Annotated in this window: 17 protein-coding genes and 1 pseudogene; 9 read left to right on the top strand and 9 right to left on the bottom strand. The window is 59.2% G+C overall.

The genetic code is table 11. The features are described 5' to 3' along the window. Window positions 1-17 precede the first annotated feature (17 nt). Window positions 18-224 carry a mercury resistance system transport protein MerF gene (gene merF, locus RID42_18000; protein MEQ8249571.1) on the top strand — a complete coding sequence of 69 codons (207 nt, stop codon included), beginning with the start codon at window positions 18-20 and terminating at the stop codon, window positions 222-224. A 366-nt stretch (window positions 225-590) separates the two neighbouring features. Here merF and arsJ read toward each other — a convergent pair whose 3' ends face one another. The 5 genes and pseudogenes from arsJ to RID42_17975 form a co-directional block, all read right to left on the bottom strand. Beyond that, a complete protein-coding gene (arsJ, locus tag RID42_17995; protein ID MEQ8249570.1) occupies window positions 591-1,868 on the bottom strand; it encodes an organoarsenical effux MFS transporter ArsJ in 1,278 nt (425 codons plus the stop codon). Next, on the bottom strand, window positions 1,865-2,860 hold the full coding sequence (locus tag RID42_17990; protein MEQ8249569.1) for an ArsJ-associated glyceraldehyde-3-phosphate dehydrogenase: 996 nt from the start codon (window positions 2,858-2,860) through the stop codon (window positions 1,865-1,867). The genes arsJ and RID42_17990 overlap by 4 nt, the downstream gene beginning before the upstream one ends. Continuing rightward, entirely contained in the window at window positions 2,857-3,696 is an 840-nt protein-coding gene (locus tag RID42_17985) for a helix-turn-helix domain-containing protein (protein MEQ8249568.1), read from the bottom strand. The genes RID42_17990 and RID42_17985 overlap by 4 nt, the downstream gene beginning before the upstream one ends. 136 nt (window positions 3,697-3,832) lie before the next feature. Then, window positions 3,833-4,168 (bottom strand): annotated as a pseudogene (locus tag RID42_17980) (YnfA family protein). Window positions 4,169-4,361: 193 nt separating this feature from the next. Then, window positions 4,362-5,090 (bottom strand): hypothetical protein, encoded by a 729-nt coding sequence (locus tag RID42_17975; protein MEQ8249567.1) that lies wholly within the window; start codon window positions 5,088-5,090, stop codon window positions 4,362-4,364. A gap of 359 nt (window positions 5,091-5,449) precedes the next feature. Between RID42_17975 and RID42_17970 the strand changes: the two genes are divergently transcribed. Continuing rightward, window positions 5,450-5,662, top strand: a complete 213-nt coding sequence (locus tag RID42_17970; GenBank protein MEQ8249566.1) for a DUF3892 domain-containing protein — start codon at window positions 5,450-5,452, stop codon at window positions 5,660-5,662. A 14-nt stretch (window positions 5,663-5,676) separates the two neighbouring features. Here RID42_17970 and RID42_17965 read toward each other — a convergent pair whose 3' ends face one another. Next, window positions 5,677-6,618, bottom strand: a complete 942-nt coding sequence (locus RID42_17965; protein MEQ8249565.1) for a restriction endonuclease — start codon at window positions 6,616-6,618, stop codon at window positions 5,677-5,679. A 93-nt stretch (window positions 6,619-6,711) separates the two neighbouring features. On the opposite strand from RID42_17965, the gene RID42_17960 reads away from it, so the two are divergent. Further along, the gene (locus RID42_17960; GenBank protein MEQ8249564.1) at window positions 6,712-6,933 is read left to right on the top strand and encodes a helix-turn-helix transcriptional regulator; all 222 of its coding nucleotides are present in this window, start codon (window positions 6,712-6,714) and stop codon (window positions 6,931-6,933) included. Window positions 6,934-6,940: 7 nt separating this feature from the next. Here RID42_17960 and RID42_17955 read toward each other — a convergent pair whose 3' ends face one another. Further along, window positions 6,941-7,561 (bottom strand): mobile mystery protein B, encoded by a 621-nt coding sequence (locus RID42_17955; protein MEQ8249563.1) that lies wholly within the window; start codon window positions 7,559-7,561, stop codon window positions 6,941-6,943. After that, the gene (locus RID42_17950; protein ID MEQ8249562.1) at window positions 7,554-8,024 is read right to left on the bottom strand and encodes a mobile mystery protein A; all 471 of its coding nucleotides are present in this window, start codon (window positions 8,022-8,024) and stop codon (window positions 7,554-7,556) included. Before RID42_17950 ends, RID42_17955 begins: the two co-directional genes overlap by 8 nt. Before the next feature lie 286 nt (window positions 8,025-8,310). On the opposite strand from RID42_17950, the gene RID42_17945 reads away from it, so the two are divergent. The 5 genes from RID42_17945 (at window position 8,311) to RID42_17925 (ending at window position 12,832) form a co-directional block, all read left to right on the top strand. Beyond that, window positions 8,311-8,958, top strand: a complete 648-nt coding sequence (locus tag RID42_17945) for a hypothetical protein (GenBank protein ID MEQ8249561.1) — start codon at window positions 8,311-8,313, stop codon at window positions 8,956-8,958. 75 nt (window positions 8,959-9,033) lie between these two features. Continuing rightward, entirely contained in the window at window positions 9,034-10,413 is a 1,380-nt protein-coding gene (locus RID42_17940; protein ID MEQ8249560.1) for a DNA methyltransferase, read from the top strand. Then, window positions 10,367-10,954, top strand: a complete 588-nt coding sequence (locus tag RID42_17935; GenBank protein ID MEQ8249559.1) for a DUF5681 domain-containing protein — start codon at window positions 10,367-10,369, stop codon at window positions 10,952-10,954. The genes RID42_17940 and RID42_17935 overlap by 47 nt, the downstream gene beginning before the upstream one ends. After that, on the top strand, window positions 10,944-12,491 hold the full coding sequence (gene terL, locus RID42_17930; protein ID MEQ8249558.1) for a phage terminase large subunit: 1,548 nt from the start codon (window positions 10,944-10,946) through the stop codon (window positions 12,489-12,491). The genes RID42_17935 and terL overlap by 11 nt, the downstream gene beginning before the upstream one ends. 113 nt (window positions 12,492-12,604) lie before the next feature. Further along, window positions 12,605-12,832 carry a hypothetical protein gene (locus tag RID42_17925; protein MEQ8249557.1) on the top strand — a complete coding sequence of 76 codons (228 nt, stop codon included), beginning with the start codon at window positions 12,605-12,607 and terminating at the stop codon, window positions 12,830-12,832. A gap of 248 nt (window positions 12,833-13,080) precedes the next feature. Here RID42_17925 and RID42_17920 read toward each other — a convergent pair whose 3' ends face one another. After that, the gene (locus tag RID42_17920) at window positions 13,081-14,010 is read right to left on the bottom strand and encodes a hypothetical protein (protein ID MEQ8249556.1); all 930 of its coding nucleotides are present in this window, start codon (window positions 14,008-14,010) and stop codon (window positions 13,081-13,083) included. Window positions 14,011-14,294: 284 nt separating this feature from the next. On the opposite strand from RID42_17920, the gene RID42_17915 reads away from it, so the two are divergent. After that, window positions 14,295-15,418 (top strand): IS3 family transposase gene (locus RID42_17915; GenBank protein ID MEQ8249555.1). Its coding sequence is split into 2 segments (ribosomal slippage): window positions 14,295-14,541 and window positions 14,541-15,418, totalling 1,125 coding nucleotides; the frame shifts between segments, so codons are not numbered across the junction. Window positions 15,419-15,420 lie beyond the last annotated feature (2 nt).

Genomic DNA, 15,420 nt, shown 5'->3' with positions numbered 1-15,420 from the left:
ATTGAGCAAGTTTCTACATGAAAGACCGGAACATTCTGAGGACCGGGATTATTGGAAGCGTGATCGCCGCAATCTGCTGCTTCACGCCGGTACTCGTCATCGTGCTCGGCGCGGTGGGTCTCTCGGCCTGGCTCGGTTGGCTCGATTACGTTTTGTTTCCGGCGCTGGCGATTTTTCTCGGGGTAACCGGCTATGGGCTCTGGAGACGACAAAGCCGGCGTTAATCGACCGTTGTCGCGCCAATGCACGCCGACAAGGGTGAGCCTCCGTTTTTCACGCGCATTCCTCAGCGAATCGCGGGCTAGTTAATTGCGCTGAAGAGCGAATACCATCTGGGTCTCTTTCGATGCAATCGAGCGTGACGGCCGCCGCAAAGTACTCATCCTAACCAATGACCTAAAGGTCCCGGCGAGTGAACGACACTGGGCAAGAGTGCATTGTCACCTGGACTCGACTTCGCCGCAATACAGGGCCTGAGCCATGCATTCAGCCGCTCAAAGCCAGATTGGGCTCGCGGCGACCCATAGGCAAACTCACGCCGCGCCGTCCAGCCCGCGCCCAGGGCGGCAAGCCGGGCAACTCGGAAGTCCTCATGCGCAGCCGAGTTCGACCTTGTCGGGTGTTAACCGCCCCGCGGCGAGTGCCGAGGCGGCGATCATGGCCGCCGCAGTTCCAAGCATCAACGCAAGCCCGCCTACTTGGTAGGTGAGTCCTGAAAGCACCGTTCCAAGGAGGCGGCCGCCTGCATTCGCCATATAGTAGAACCCAACATCCATCGTGACCCGCTCACTCTTCGCGAAGGCGAGAATCAGGTACGAGTGGAGAGAGGAATTCACTGCGAAGACCGCGCCAAAAACCAAGAGGCCAACGACTAAGGCAACTGTAAACCAGAGCTGGGGCTCGGGAGAGGCAATAGCGGCGAGTGTCAAGGCAATGGGGACGGCTAGCAACAGCATGGCCCATGTCCGGGCCGCGCCGATCAGGTTGGCGTCGGGCCTATTTGCGGCGTGCAAGAGTCGCGGCGCAACCGCCTGCACCAGACCATAGAGAATGATCCAGATGGCCATGAACATGCCGACGATGAGGAACGCCGACCGGTTGCTTTCCTGGCTACCGTCAGAGAGAACCGCATAGAAGTAGATTGGAACCCCGACCACGAACCACACGTCTCGCGCACCAAAGAGGAATATCCGTGCCGCGGACAGCCAATTGATGTTGGCAGACCTCGAAAAAACCTCGGAAAATTTCGCGCTTCTACGGCCCCTCGGAAGGCCAGGTGGCGTCAACACAAGAACAGCGACAAGGATTACCGCCAAAACCCCAGCCATGCCGAGGACCGCCGAGACAAAGCCGAGCGCCGACAACAGCGCCGCGCCGAGAAAGAAGCCGACACCCTTCACAGCATTCTTAGAACCGGTCAGGAGGGCCACCCAGCGAAAGAGTCCGACGCCATCCTTTGGAGCGAGTAGCTTTACGGCCGACTTTGAGGACATCTTTGCAAGGTCCTTGGCCACACCGCTCACTCCCTGAACAACCATGACGAACGAGACTGAGAGGGCAAGCGACCATGTCGGGTCGAGTTGAGTGAGGGCCACTAAGGCGAACACCTGAAGTCCAAGCCCAACATAAAGCGTCGGCGCCAGTCCGAAGCGGGCGGCAACCCACCCCGCTGAAAGGTTCGTCGCCATGCCGGCTACCTCATAAAGGACGAAGAGGTAGGCCAATTGCACCGGAGTGAACCCCAATGTGTGAAAGTGCAGGAGCACCAACATGCGCAGCGCGCCGTCGGTCAGCATGAACGCCCAATAAGCCGCAGTTACGGCGACGTAGGCGGACAGCCCTTCAGGGCGTCCGGTCGTAGCGCTCAAATCGAGACTCCCACCATTAGTGCAACATCCGCCAGACGGTGCGCGTAGCCCATCTCGTTGTCGTACCAAGCGTAGACCTTCACTTGGGTGCCATTGACGACCATGGTCGAGGGCGCGTCTACCACGCTCGACCGGGTATCGTTGGTGTAGTCGGCCGAAACGAGGGGACGTTCCTCGTAGCCAAGGATGCCCGACAACGGACCAATGGCCGCAGCCTTGAACAATGCATTGACCTCTTCGACCGTTGTCGCGCGTTCGACCTCAAACACGCAATCGGTAATCGACGCATTGAGAAGCGGCACCCTAATGGCATGGCCGTTGAGGCGCCCCTTCAATTCTGGATAGATCAACGTAATCGCCGTGGCACTGCCCGTCGTCGTCGGAATCAGGGAGTTCAGCGCCGAGCGCGCCCGACGCAAGTCCTTCGCGGGTCGGTCCACGATAGTCTGCGTATTGGTGACATCGTGGATCGTGGTGATCGAACCGTGACGAATGCCAATACCTTCATGGATCACCTTGACGATGGGCGCGAGGCAGTTCGTCGTGCAGCTCGCCGCCGTCACGATGTGGTGTCGCGCGGGATCGTAGGTATCGTGATTGATCCCATAGACGATATTGACGGTCGGCCCGTCCTTGACCGGCGCGGAAACGACGACCTTCTTGACCGTCTCAAAATACGGCGCGAGCTTCGCTTCTGACTTGAACGCCCCGGTGCAATCGATGACCACGTCCACACCATCGAGAGGCAAGGCCCCCAAGTCCTTCGCGCCCACGAATGGCAATCGCGTGCCATTGATAGTGACGGACTTTTCATCGTGACCAAAATCAGCGTCCCAGCGGCCGTGGACGGTATCGAACTCAAGGAGGTGCGCTTGCATTGACGGATCGCCGACCGCATCGTTTATCCAAGCAATCTTCGCCCCGCGCTCCAGAAGCGGTTTGAGGACGAGCTTTCCCATACGCCCGAGGCCGTTCAATGCATACGTAGTCACGCTGGCGCTCCGACGCCGGCACTACCGATTTGGTCCACGGCCTTCTGGAGAGAGATGCGGTCAAGTGATGCAATTGGCAACGTGGTGAATGCAGTTATGCGGTTGCGGAGCGCATCGTGGGCATCCCGGAATGCCAAAGCCTTCTCGGCGTCGGATCCTTCAGATTGGACAGGGTCGGGCAAACCCCAGTGCGCACTGATAGGCTGACCGGCCCACGCGGGACATTCTTCGTTCGCAGCCTTGTTGCAGACCGTGAAGACAAAATCGAACTTGGGCGTATCTGGGTGTTGGAATTCAGCAACATTCTTGGAGCGCAAGACCGAGGTGTCGTGCCCCGCCTGCTTGAGGACCTCCAACGCAAATGGGTTCAGTTCGGAGGTTGGTTGCGTACCAGCCGAACAAGCCTCGAAACGATCGCCCGCCTCTTTGCGGAGGATCGATTCGGCAAAGATCGACCGGGCGGAGTTACCTGTGCAGACAAAGAGGATCTTGTATTTACCGTCGGATGGCCCGGTTGAAGGCGAGAGCAGAGAAACCGGCGAACAGACTTCGGGCCTACCCCGACAACAGTCGAGAAGGAGGTAGTCAAAGGTGCGCCGCGCCTCCTCCATGTCGATGGCGTAGCGCAACGAGGTGGCAACCCGCGTCTGGCTGACCAACTTTGCCTTCATCAGGGCTGAGAGGTGGGCCGACATTGTGGACGCCTTCAGTCCCAGCGCCTCACTCAGCTCTCCTGCGGGCACCCGGTCAGGATAACGCCTCATTAGCAGCCTAAAGGTGGCCAATCGGTCCGGATGGCCCAGCGTCGAAAGACGTGCGGAGATATCTTTTTCCATATTTCATGAATAACAGAAATACTAGGTCATGCAAGCCCTGTGGCAGTGAGCCTCGACGTCCAAGAACGGGTGAATGTAGCTAGCGCATCACTTCGCAACACCCTTTAGGGCACAAACGGCGCTACAAAGATGAAGCCTAGCCGGCCGCTGATGACCTTGGACCGGCGATGATCAAGGCTGCGCCGAAGAGACAAATGATTGCGCCGGCCACATCCTACCGATCCGGCCGAACCCCCTCGACCACCCCGAGCCAAGTAAGAGAACTGGCAATATAGACGCCGCCGTAGGCGGCGTATGCGCGGCCAGCGGCAGCGCTATCAACCAGTGTTAGCAAGTAGGCGAACAGTGCTAGCGAGGCAATACCAGGCAACACCCACCAGATTGAGCGGTCGAGGCTCAACCACGCCTAGAAAGCGAAGGAGCCCGCAATCTCCGCAGCGGCGGCACCGAGGTAAGCGATCAAGGTCGGCATAAGTCTCGTTCCGAATTCACTCTTGCTTCACTTAAATAGAAGGTGACCCTGGTCTACCAGTGGATATCCAACCTCATCTTCACCTCGAATCGACATCTCTGTCGGCCTGGCCAAGCACTGCCGCGCTCGCACGAAAACAAACCTGCCTTCCAGAACGGTAATTATGCGACAACGCGTGCGGTTCAAAACCACTCTAAGAAACGCCGTCCCCAGGAGGACGCGTACGAGTGCGATACCTTTCGAAGAGGCTAATAAAGATCGCAAACAATATGGCCAGACCTACGTATCCGCTCAAAGAGCCAGAGACCAAAATAGCGCGACAAGGCCCCTCCACATCTTGAATATCTGGTCCCGACCCTGTCCAGATCGCATACACCGCGAGGATGTTATCTTCGACTGACGAGAAGCCAGGAAGACATCCTCTTTCACGGAAAACAAATGAGAAGAAAACGGGGTGCAAAAACAGAACAAAGAAGGCTGCCCAACAGACCCGGAAGATATGTCGCTTCTCCCGGAACAAACTCACCCCAAGGGCCAGGTAAGCCAACAGCATCAAAACAACTGAGATTGAGAGGTTCGCGAGCGTTGTTCCCTCTGGACGGGAATTCTGCTCAATCTGACTTGGATCGACGAATGTCGTCATTGAAAGCAAAACGAAGAACAACGACCCAAAGAACAAGACAGGATCAATCAAGGCCCGAATCACCTTTCGAGCAAACGAGTTTACCGTTCGATCGACAGCCTCAATCGCAGTGTAAATCGCCTTAGAGATTTGACGGCAACGTTTCCACGCTGCGGACAGTGTGGACATTAGATGGCTGGATGAAATGAAGGCGCAAAGATCATCGCCCGCCCAGGGCTTACTAGAACAGCTCCCGAAATTTTCGACATCATTCCCCTCGCTCAGCTCAATCTGAAGCATTGCATCCTAAGTGCATTAAACCCAAGATTGAGCCAATGACAATGAGATTGCTCGCTGTCGCAACCCTAGCTGTTGGACTCTTGGCGTCTGCGTCGGCAGATGCCCAGCAAGGACAGTTCAGCAATGATCAGGTTCGCGAACGAATGATCTCGGAGTCGATTAGGCAGTATCCAGGAACCTGCGCGTGCCCTTTCAATCGGACTCGTAATGGGAGTCGCTGTGGCAAGCGAAGCGCCTACAGCAAACCTGGCGGCCACGCGCCTCTTTGTTACCGTCAGGATGTCTCCGACGAGATGGTTCAGACGTTTCGCAAACGAACGGTACAATCGGATTGATCAGCAAATAAGAAGGAAGGTCACATGGGCAAGATCGTAGGGAAGAACGACGGCCCTGGCGGACGCAACGAAAACTATGACATAGGTAACAGGAAGAACGTTCCGCGCACCCAGCCCGTTAAGGAAGTTGAGGCAGGTGACCACCCGGGCAATCACGTCGTGAAGATCGGCGGGCGCAAGTACGTTCGGGATAATCCCGATAACTCCAAACGAGACAACGTCAACAGGAACAAGTAGGGCCGGCACGTCGACTAACTCACCCGGTCAACGACCCAGTCGAATAGGCCGGTTCCAACGACCATTTCTGCGAGGGACTTCCCGGCCCAAACGTGGACCGACGGCGCGCCACCTGTCACGAATGCCGTCTTCGGCGAGTGACACACGAAGAACAGGCGCTCCATCGTCCCATCCGCGGTAAAGCGGTTGATGTAGTCGTCTAGGACCCTCTGATCGGCACTCGATTTCACCTGAACAAACGCCCGCTCGCCGGTAGTCGGCTGCTCGACGATCAGGTCGGTATCTTTTTGCGTGCTGCCACCGACTGCCGAAACCCGCTGCCAGCCGCTGCGGGCAAATATCAGGTCGACCACGACTTCAAAGTCCGCCCAGTGAAGGGTTCGGATCATGCGGTCGGCAATCTCGACGAGATCTTGCCGGGCCCGCGCCGCCTCCTCGATCAGGGGATCAGGCTCAGCGTTGATGTGGCGAAGCAGGTAGCCCTCCACTTCGATGCGGCAAATCGAGCGGCGATAGGCGGCCGTCTTGGTAAGCCGTGTGCTGAGCTGGGCCGCGATCAGGGGCTGGCCGGCAACATCGGTCTTGCGCCAAGGACCCTTTGTCTTGCGCATCCGATACCCTTGCGTCTTCCCTTCCCCGCCAAGCCAATGCACCTCGGGCTCAGCGAAGGCCCACCATAGGTGCCCCCGGGCAAAGGTGATCCACAACGCGTCGGGCCCGAGTTCGTAGAACTCTCGAATCTCGCGGACATAGTCGCCCGGCCGTTTGGCCTGATAAGCGGTGATGCAGGCCTGTCTCACGGCGTCCCAGTCGCCGGCTTGCGCCGGCTCGTGTGGCACCTCGCTATAGCCGAAATGGATTTCGCCGTGGTCGAGGCTGGCTGTCTCCCAGGCACCGCCCTCACCCAACTTGATGTAGCGGATGGCGGCGGGCGCAATGGGTTCAAGTTCGCTCATGCCCCGACCTTTGCGTCCGTTGGGCCCGAAGTCCAGCCAAATGTGACTCATCGTCTGTAGACGATTTGTCTACACGGACGGCCTCCTGTGGCCATGGATATCCGGCGGCAACTGGGCCAAAACGTGCGCGCTTTGCGCACCGAACTGGGCCTCACTCAGGAGGACCTTGCCTTTGAGGCCGACCTGCACCGGACCTATGTAAGCGGCATCGAACGCGGCGTCCGCAACCCGACCGTGATAATCGTTGCGATCCTGGCCAAGGCCCTGAAGGTCGAGCCGGCGCGGCTCTTGGAAAAGTCCCGGCGCCGTAAATGAGCTGGCTCTAAGAGGCTGCTGACCGATCTCGTATTAGGTTGATCAGCGGATCCAGATCGTGACCGTCTGCGACTCTGAGCGCAGCGATGTAGGCCTCGCGCATTTGAGCGCCAACCTGATGAAGATCATCATCCGCTTGCCTTCCGCCCCACTCAATAGTGGGGGCATCAATCCGCCGCCCCAACAGGTCAGTCATGAGCCGGGCCCAACGGCCATTCCCGTTTGGAAACGGATGGATGTAGGTGAGCCGGTGGTGGTAGTTGGCGAGGAGCTCAGCGGATTCGGGGTTTGCGTGTTCAAGTTGGTAAGCAATGTCGTCGACGAGCATCTGAAGCGCGCTCGGAATGTCGTGGGTCGGGAGTCCTAGACCCCGATCTGCTTCTTGGGTGAACTCCCCTGCCCAGGTCCAGACCTGATCGAACATTTGCCGATGTACCTCACGCATCTGGTCGACTGATAGCGCATTGATCGATCGTCGACCGGCGATCCAGCGCCGAGCTGTGTTGATGTTCGCCCCTTCGAGTTCGTCAAGTTCACCGCGGGTCTGGATATGACCGGGAATCAACCCGAGGCGGTCATCCGCGGTGAGCGGCGTCTGGCCGTCCTCGGTGTTGAAAGGATCACTCACGCCACAGGTCGCTAGGTGGGTGAACCTGATAGCCGCGTTCTAAGTCATCAACCAAGTGTTGCAGGGCTTGCTTCTCAAGATCCTGCTTCTCCAGGCTCATGGTCTGCGCCGTTCGATGTGCATCCCGTTGCGCGCGCCGCGCAATTTGGTGGGCGACGCTGGCCTCGAGGCTTTCTCGCGGGACAAATCCGTAGACGAGGTCGCAGTCCATCGCCTCAGCCATTGTTCGAAGTTTGCGGAGGGTGATGGAGTCCTGGATTTCCGAACGCTCTGCCTGGCGGACATTGCCCTCGGAAACGCCGATTTTGCGGGCGAGGTCGACAATCCGCATGCCGAGCGAGAGTCGGATCGTCCTGATCCATCCGTCGCGCGGCGGCGCCAGGGTCCGGATGAGCGCCTGATCAAGACGGCGGTCAAGCTGACGGCGGGTCACGGTGAGGTTGGTGTTCGGGTTCTTTTTCATAGTTTTCTTCATCATGGCCACCAATCATGCCGATCAGACCGGTTTCAGTGGTCACCATCGCCTTAGATGAGAGCATGATCGATTTGATCGACGTAGTTATATATACGCTAATAGTGAATAGAAACGTACATATAATTTCGATTGTCAGTCTCCATTTCAAATATTTTACTACTCTTTATGTAACCCCTTTTGAGGTTGTATAAAGAGTAGAGCACCCCTAAACTAAGGCATGACCTCATCTCAGGCTTTCCAACGCAGTCAATGCGAATGGGCCTTGTGGCGCGCCATGCGTCACAGAGGTGCCGCGCTCCAAGCGCCGCCACGCTTCCGCACCCGGATCAAGCGCCTTCTTGAGATCGACCGCGCCGGAAAGATCAACCCGAGCCATCGAGCATTTTCCGCTGATCAACCCACCGGCAAAGGCAACGAAGCTCAGTTCACTACTTTCGATGTCTTTTGCCTTGGCGTCGCGCTGGACCTCCAAAACCTCGGCGTGAATCAGTCCGAGGCTGTCTTCCTCGTCAGCCACGTTCGCGAGCCGGATCTCGCCGGTGCCTTCAGTGAGATTCAAGGGGGGCCGCCGCGCCACCTCCACGATCATCTCCATCCGGATAATCACCCCGATCTACCCACCTACCTCAATGCAATGGGTATCCCGATCGTCGACGTCAGCGTCTACTTCGCCATCCAAAAGGTCGAACTCCGCGAACTCTTCTCTGCCCCGACCCAGGCCAAGCTGCCGGACGACATCCCCATCGACCTGGCGCCTACCGTGTGCTGGGGCGGCGGCGAACTCGCTGCCCATTTCGCTAACCATCTCGGCGGCCTTCGTCTTTCCACTCGCAGCGCGCTGGTGGTCGAACTCGGATTTCTTGGCTCGGTGTTGCCGGACTTTCTTTCTCAAGCTCCGGCGAAACGCCGGGGCCGGCCTTAGGCCCTAAACCTATTTCTCTGCGCTTAGTACCTCGCATTGTAATCACGTCTAATTGAAACCCTAAAAGAGGCTCTTATGGCTGATATCCCTGACCACCTCAAGATCGCCGACCACATCGTCATGTGGCCGGTTTCCAACCTGACCCCCAACCCTAACAACCCACGGACACACGCATCGGCGCAAATCAGGCAAATCGCCAAGTCGATGACGGCGGTCGGTTTCCTCGGCGCGATGCTGATCAAGTCTGGCGGTATGATCATCTGCGGGCACGGCCGCTGGCAGGCGGCCAAGCTGCTCGATATGACCCACGTTCCGGTCATCTGCGTCGACCATCTCAGCGAAGCCCAGGTACGGGCGTACACGATTGCCGACAATCGCATCGCCGAGCTCGCCGGATGGGACGAAAAGATGCTGGCGATCGAGTTCCGATACCTGTTGGAACTCGACTTCGATGTCGAGATCACCGGCTTCAAGACCGCAGAGATCGATTTGATCATCGACGCATCGACCACGCAGGACGCGGCCGACCCCCTGGACACAATCCCGGTCCCGACGCCCGGCCCGTCTTTCGTCCAGCCGGGCGACGTATATCAGCTTGGCGTGCACCGGGTTTTGTGTGGCGATGCCACCGACCCTGCAGCCTATGAATGCCTGTTGGGCGGCAGCCGCGCACAGATGGTTATCACCGACCCACCCTATAACGTCCCGATCGCCGGGCACGTTTCGGGCAAGGGCAAGGTGAAGCATCGTGAATTCCTGATGGCATCGGGTGAGATGTCCGAAGCCGCGTTCACGGCGTTCCTCACGACCGTGCTCGAACACATGGCCGCTGCCAGCGACGACGGCGCCCTGCACTTCATCTTTATGGACTGGCGACACCTCTACGAAGCCATGACCGCCGGCCGGACCGCCTACACATCGTTCAAGAACCTGGTGGTCTGGAACAAGACGAACGGCGGCATGGGCTCACTGTACCGCTCTCAGCACGAACTGATCCTCGTCTATAAGAATGGCACGGCAGCGCACATCAACAATGTCGAACTCGGCCGCCACGGCCGGGATCGGACCAACGTCTGGACCTACGCCGGGGCCAATGCCTTCGGCGCGGAACGTGACGCAGCGCTGGCGATGCACCCCACCGTCAAGCCGGTCGCGCTGGTCGCCGACGCCATCAAGGACTGCTCGCGTCGGGGCGGCTTGATCCTTGACCCATTCGGCGGCTCAGGGACCACCCTGTTTGCCGCGCACCGTGTCGGGCGCAAGGCGGCCCTGATCGAGATCGACCCGCCCTACGTTCAGCTCATGCTCGAACGCTATGCCGACCTCACCGATGACGAACCTGTCCTCATCGAGACCGGCGAGCCCATGCAGGCGGTACGGGCGCGGCGCCTGCCCGCAGACCGCGGCCATGCCGACCGTGGCGACGACGACGATTCGGAGGCTGGCAATGTCTAAGCGCGCCCCTCCTGAGGACGACAACGCAAAAACGCCATCGCCGGAAAGCAAAGGCTCAGGCGACGGCGACACTACGCCCGAGCAATCGGGTGGTCCGCCGCCAGAAAGCGCGACGGACGGCACGCCTGCCCCTGACAGCAACGGCCCCGAAAGCGAGGGCGGCGGATACAAGAACCCGCCGAAGCACTCGCAGTGGAAGAAGGGGGAGTCCGGCAACAAAAAAGGCCGCCCCAAGGGGAGTCGTAACATGGCGACCCTCGTCGAAAAGCACCTCAACCGAAAAGTCAAAATCACCATCGACGGCGAGCGCCAGAACCTCTCGGTCGCCGAGGCGCTGATCCTAAAAACGCTCGTCGATGCCCTCAATGGAAAGGCAGGTGCCGTTCGTGAAGCCTTCGCCCTGATGCGGGAATACTTCGGCCCAAAAGACAACGACGACGACGCGACCAAGACCCCGACGACAGAAAGCGACCAGGCAACCATCCGCCGGGCCCTCAACCGGCTGAACCGCAACCGGAACGGAGACAGCAATGCGCAGTGACGCCAACAACGATTCTACACCCACGGCCAACCCGGAAGGCCGCCCCACACCGGGCGGCGATCTTGCGTTAGACGGTGACCTCGTGGTCGACCAGGACGAGTTCGATGCCGTCTGCCGCGAAGATCTCGCCGCCTACATCGAAAAGACCGTCAGCATCGTCGACCCCGGCGCGGTCTACCAACATTCCTGGTGCATCGACGCGATGGCCTGGCACCTCTATGAAGCCTACCGGGGCAACATCAAGCGGCTGCTGATCACGATCCCGCCACGCCATCTCAAGTCGATCTCGGTTTCGGTCGCCTTCGTCTCCTGGGGCCTGGGCAAGGACCCAACCCAACGTTTCATCGTGGCAAGCTACGCCAGCAAGCTGTCCGACAAGTTCGCCCGCATGACCCATCAGTTGGTCAACACGCCGTTCTATCGCCGGCTGTTTCCGAAGATGATTCTGAGTCGCCGCAAGAACAGCCCCGACGAGTTCGAGACCACCCTCAGTGGTGGCCGTTTCGCCACCTCGGTCGGCGGCACCCTGACCGGATACGGCGTTCACTACTTCATCGTGGACGACCCCCACAACGCGTCAGAGGTGGGTTCGGAAGCGCGCCGTCGCACCGTGATCGACTGGTTCACGAACGCGGTCCCTTCGCGCCTCGAAAGCAAGCGGGACGGCGTCAAGATCGTCATCATGCAGCGCCTGCACGAGGACGATCTTGCCGGCCACCTGATCGAGGAAGGCGGGTGGACACACCTTAACCTCCCGGCTATCGCCGAACACGACGAGGACATTCCGATCGGGCCAGGTATTGTCCATCACCGACGCGCCGGGGACCTCCTCAACCCCAACCGCGAAAGTCGTGAAGACCTCGAACAGACAAAAAAGGAAATGGGCTCACGGGCGTTCTCCGCGCAGTATCAGCAGAACCCGGTCCCGGCCGAAGGCAACATGGTGAAGCGGGCTTGGCTACAGCGCTATGACAAGGCGCCAGAGGCAACACCCCCATCACGCGTCGTCCAGAGTTGGGATACTGCCAGTAGCGCCAACGGCGACTACTCGGTTTGCACGACGTGGCTCGACGTCGGCGGCAAGGCGTACTACCTGCTTCATGTTTACCGAGATCGGATCGACTACCCCACGCTCAAGAAGCGGGTGATCGGGCTCGCAAAACAATACGATGCGAAGGCTATTCTGATCGAAAAGGCCGGCGTCGGTCAGGGTTTGATTCAAGAACTGCGCAGCGCTACCCGGTTGTCGGTTATTGCGATCAGGCCCGAAGGTGACAAGGCGGCGCGCTTAGAGATTGCCAGTGCCGGGATCGAAGCAGGTCGCGTTTACCTGCCCAATGAAGCGCATTGGCTTGCAGATCTTGAAAAGGAACTCCTGGGGTTCCCCATGGGTAAGCACGATGACCAGGTCGATAGCATTTCGCAGTTCTTGATCTGGGCACAACGTCATCGGCCAAAGGTCTTCGGCCGGGGCTATCGCCCGGTTCAGATTTTCGTTGGCAACAGCGAAAGCGATTTCTACGGCTCAGGCTACTAGGCCACGACGCGCAGCCGATCGCCAGGACGCCAGCACGCACTGCGACCGTCGCTGCAGAATCACGTTGTCGGTGGCGGTGAGAAGAGCGGTCATTGGTGACAAAGTGAGACCCGATGACCGACAAGTCCGACTACGACGACCTATCGCAACGCCTATTTGCTGAGGCCACAGCAAGACTTGAGGATGCCCTCCTGGTGGTGGTGGGTGGCCAAAACCCAAGGGCATCACTCGACGCACTAAACGCCGCCGCTGAAGATGCCATTGCCGCCTTGGAAGCCACCAAACGCCTACTGGAGGCAGCCAGCGTCCTAACGGATAGGACGACCGCCTCGCGACTGTGACCAAGATCGGTTAAGCCGACGCCTCTCCCGTGACGGAGATTGGCAAATCTTCACCGACCTGATCTCGATCGCCGCTGTCGCGATCGTTGCACTTCCTGTTGGCATATTGGTGGCCGGGTTCGGTGATGTGATCCACCATCGCGAAAGAATTGCGGATCAAGATTCGGGGGACTAGGCGGTGGCCCTACTCTTTAAGAAACGAGCACTCAAGAAGGCAGTCCGTGATGGCATGGCATCAAACCATGATCTCACTCATAGCGACGTAGCCACGGCGGGATGGATGGCTCGTCAGCTAAGATATGCGGCGGCGACGGTGGATGCGCTACGGCGGTCTCGGTCAGGCGGGCCGAAGGGTTGTCGGCGTCGACCTTTGGATCATGCATTTTCGGTGGCTCTTTCAGTTGTGGCGGCCTTGGGACCCAGGCCCGAAGATGCTGACCAACCTGCTCGTAGAAGCTTGGGACGGCCTCCTCCACACCCTCAATAAACGTTCTTTGGCCGGCAAACTTCCCCGCCAGATCTCGAACCAGCAAGACCTCAAACGCCCGCGGCACCGATGCGTCGTCGCGCAGAATCTTGAATTCATCTTCCCTCACCGCTCGAAGAGTCGCCTGCGTAGCAGGTGACCGACCGGGCCAATGTGCCGCAATGTGGACGGCGTCGGGGTCCGTTACCTCACCTAGTTGACGCACCAACCACTTAACCCGAGACACCGCTCGCTTCTTGTCAGCCGGTGCCTCTAGGCGCATTGAACAAGTAATATTTCGGCGTCCAAGACGTGCCGCTATGTCGATGGGTGCCGCGGCACCTGGAACCTCAATCGAACACTTCAGCTCCGAATCGCGCGCGAGGGACTCGCAATCATCCTTCAGTCTCTCGGACTGGTCCTTGGCGTGAGCTCTGCGCATTATCAGATTGACCGACCGCCCGATCTTGCGGCTGAACAGCAAGCAAAGGTCGCGCTCTTCTTGATGCCACGCGGCAACGGCGCGGATCACTTCATCACTTCCTTTGCTCAAGGCTGCGCCAGCTTGGACTTTGGCGACTAGCTCCTTCCATTCCGCATTCATGCGATCAAACCGCGTTACACCTGAACTCGGATGATCGAAAAAGCGAGCCATCTCGCGGAGCACGAATCCACGCTCTCCCATGGAAACGCTTTCGTCATTCAACAGCATCGTCGCGTGGGTCAGCAGGTGGAGCCAGGACCAATGGAAGAGGCGGACGCCTTTTGTAGCCGCTCGCGTTAGACTCAAAGGATGATGTGTTGGTAGGGCAGAGAATTGGTTGGACAACGTAATAAGCGCATCCACCCCATTCTGCTTAGCAAGCTGGAGATAGTCCCTTACCTGCTCCTCACCAAGCTCGGCCTTACCTATCTTAGCCTCGACAAAGGCGGTGACCCAGCCCCATGAATTCCTGCCATAGGGATGTAGAGTCCATCGGAGGAGAAGGATGGACCATGAGACGCAGATTCACGGACGAGCAGATCATCGCGATGCTTCGGGAGTACGACGCTGGGGCGAAGACATCGGATCTTTGCCGCAAGCACGGTATGAGCGAGGCGACGTTCTACAAATACAAGGCGAAGTACGGCGGCCTGACGGTGTCGGATGCGAGGAAGCTGAAGGCGCTGGAGGAAGAGAACGCGCGTCTGAAGCGGCTCCTGGCGGATGCGATACTGGACAACGCGGCGCTGAAGGACCTTGCAACAAAAAACTACTGACGCCCGATGTGAAGCGGCGGGCGGTGCACGACGTGATGGATGTGCACGGTCTCAGCGAGCGTCGGGCGTGCCGCCTAGCCAGCCTCGATCGGTCGACCTACCAGTACCGGAAGCGCAGCGATGGTGATGCGGTGCTGCGCCAGCGGTTGCGCGCGCTGGCGGGGGAGCGTCGCCGGTTCGGCTATCGGCGTCTGGGCATCCTGCTGGCCCGTGAGGGCTGGCAGGTGAACCACAAGAAGCTGTTCCGGCTCTACCGAGAGGAAGGGCTGGCGGTACGGCGCCGGCGGTCGCGGAAGCGGGCGCTGGGAACCCGCCGCCCGATACTGGTGCCGGACCGGGTGAACCAGCGCTGGAGCCTGGACTTCGTCTCGGATGCGCTGAGCGACGGCCGGCGGTTCCGGGCGCTCTGTGTGGTCGACGATCACTCCCGCGAGGCGTTGGCGATCGTAGTGGACCGCTCGCTGTCGGGACGCCGGGTCGTGCGGGCGCTGGACGAGATGATCGGCTGGCGGGGTCGGCCGGAGATGGTCGTCTCCGATAACGGCACCGAGCTGACCAGCCACGCTGTTCTCGAGTGGTGCCAGGACACCGGGATCGAGTGGCACTACATTGCCCCTGGAAAGCCGATGCAGAATGCCTTCGTCGAAAGCTTCAACGGCCGGCTACGCGACGAATGCCTGAATGAGAACCTGTTCAGCAACCTGGCCGAGGCACGCCGCCTCATCGAAGACTGGAGGGCCGACTACAACCTGCACCGACCTCATACCTCGCTCGGCGGTCTGGCCCCTGCGGCCTACGCCCGGCGACAGAGACAGACCGAGACCCGGTCAGCAGAAGGAAACATGAACAGACTCTACTAACC

This window comes from Alphaproteobacteria bacterium (genome assembly GCA_040216735.1).
In the GTDB taxonomy this organism is placed as follows: Bacteria; Pseudomonadota; Alphaproteobacteria; order SHVP01; family SHVP01; genus CALJDF01.
Note: the sequence above shows the minus strand (reverse complement) of the source record. Positions and strands in the feature narration are given on the sequence as shown.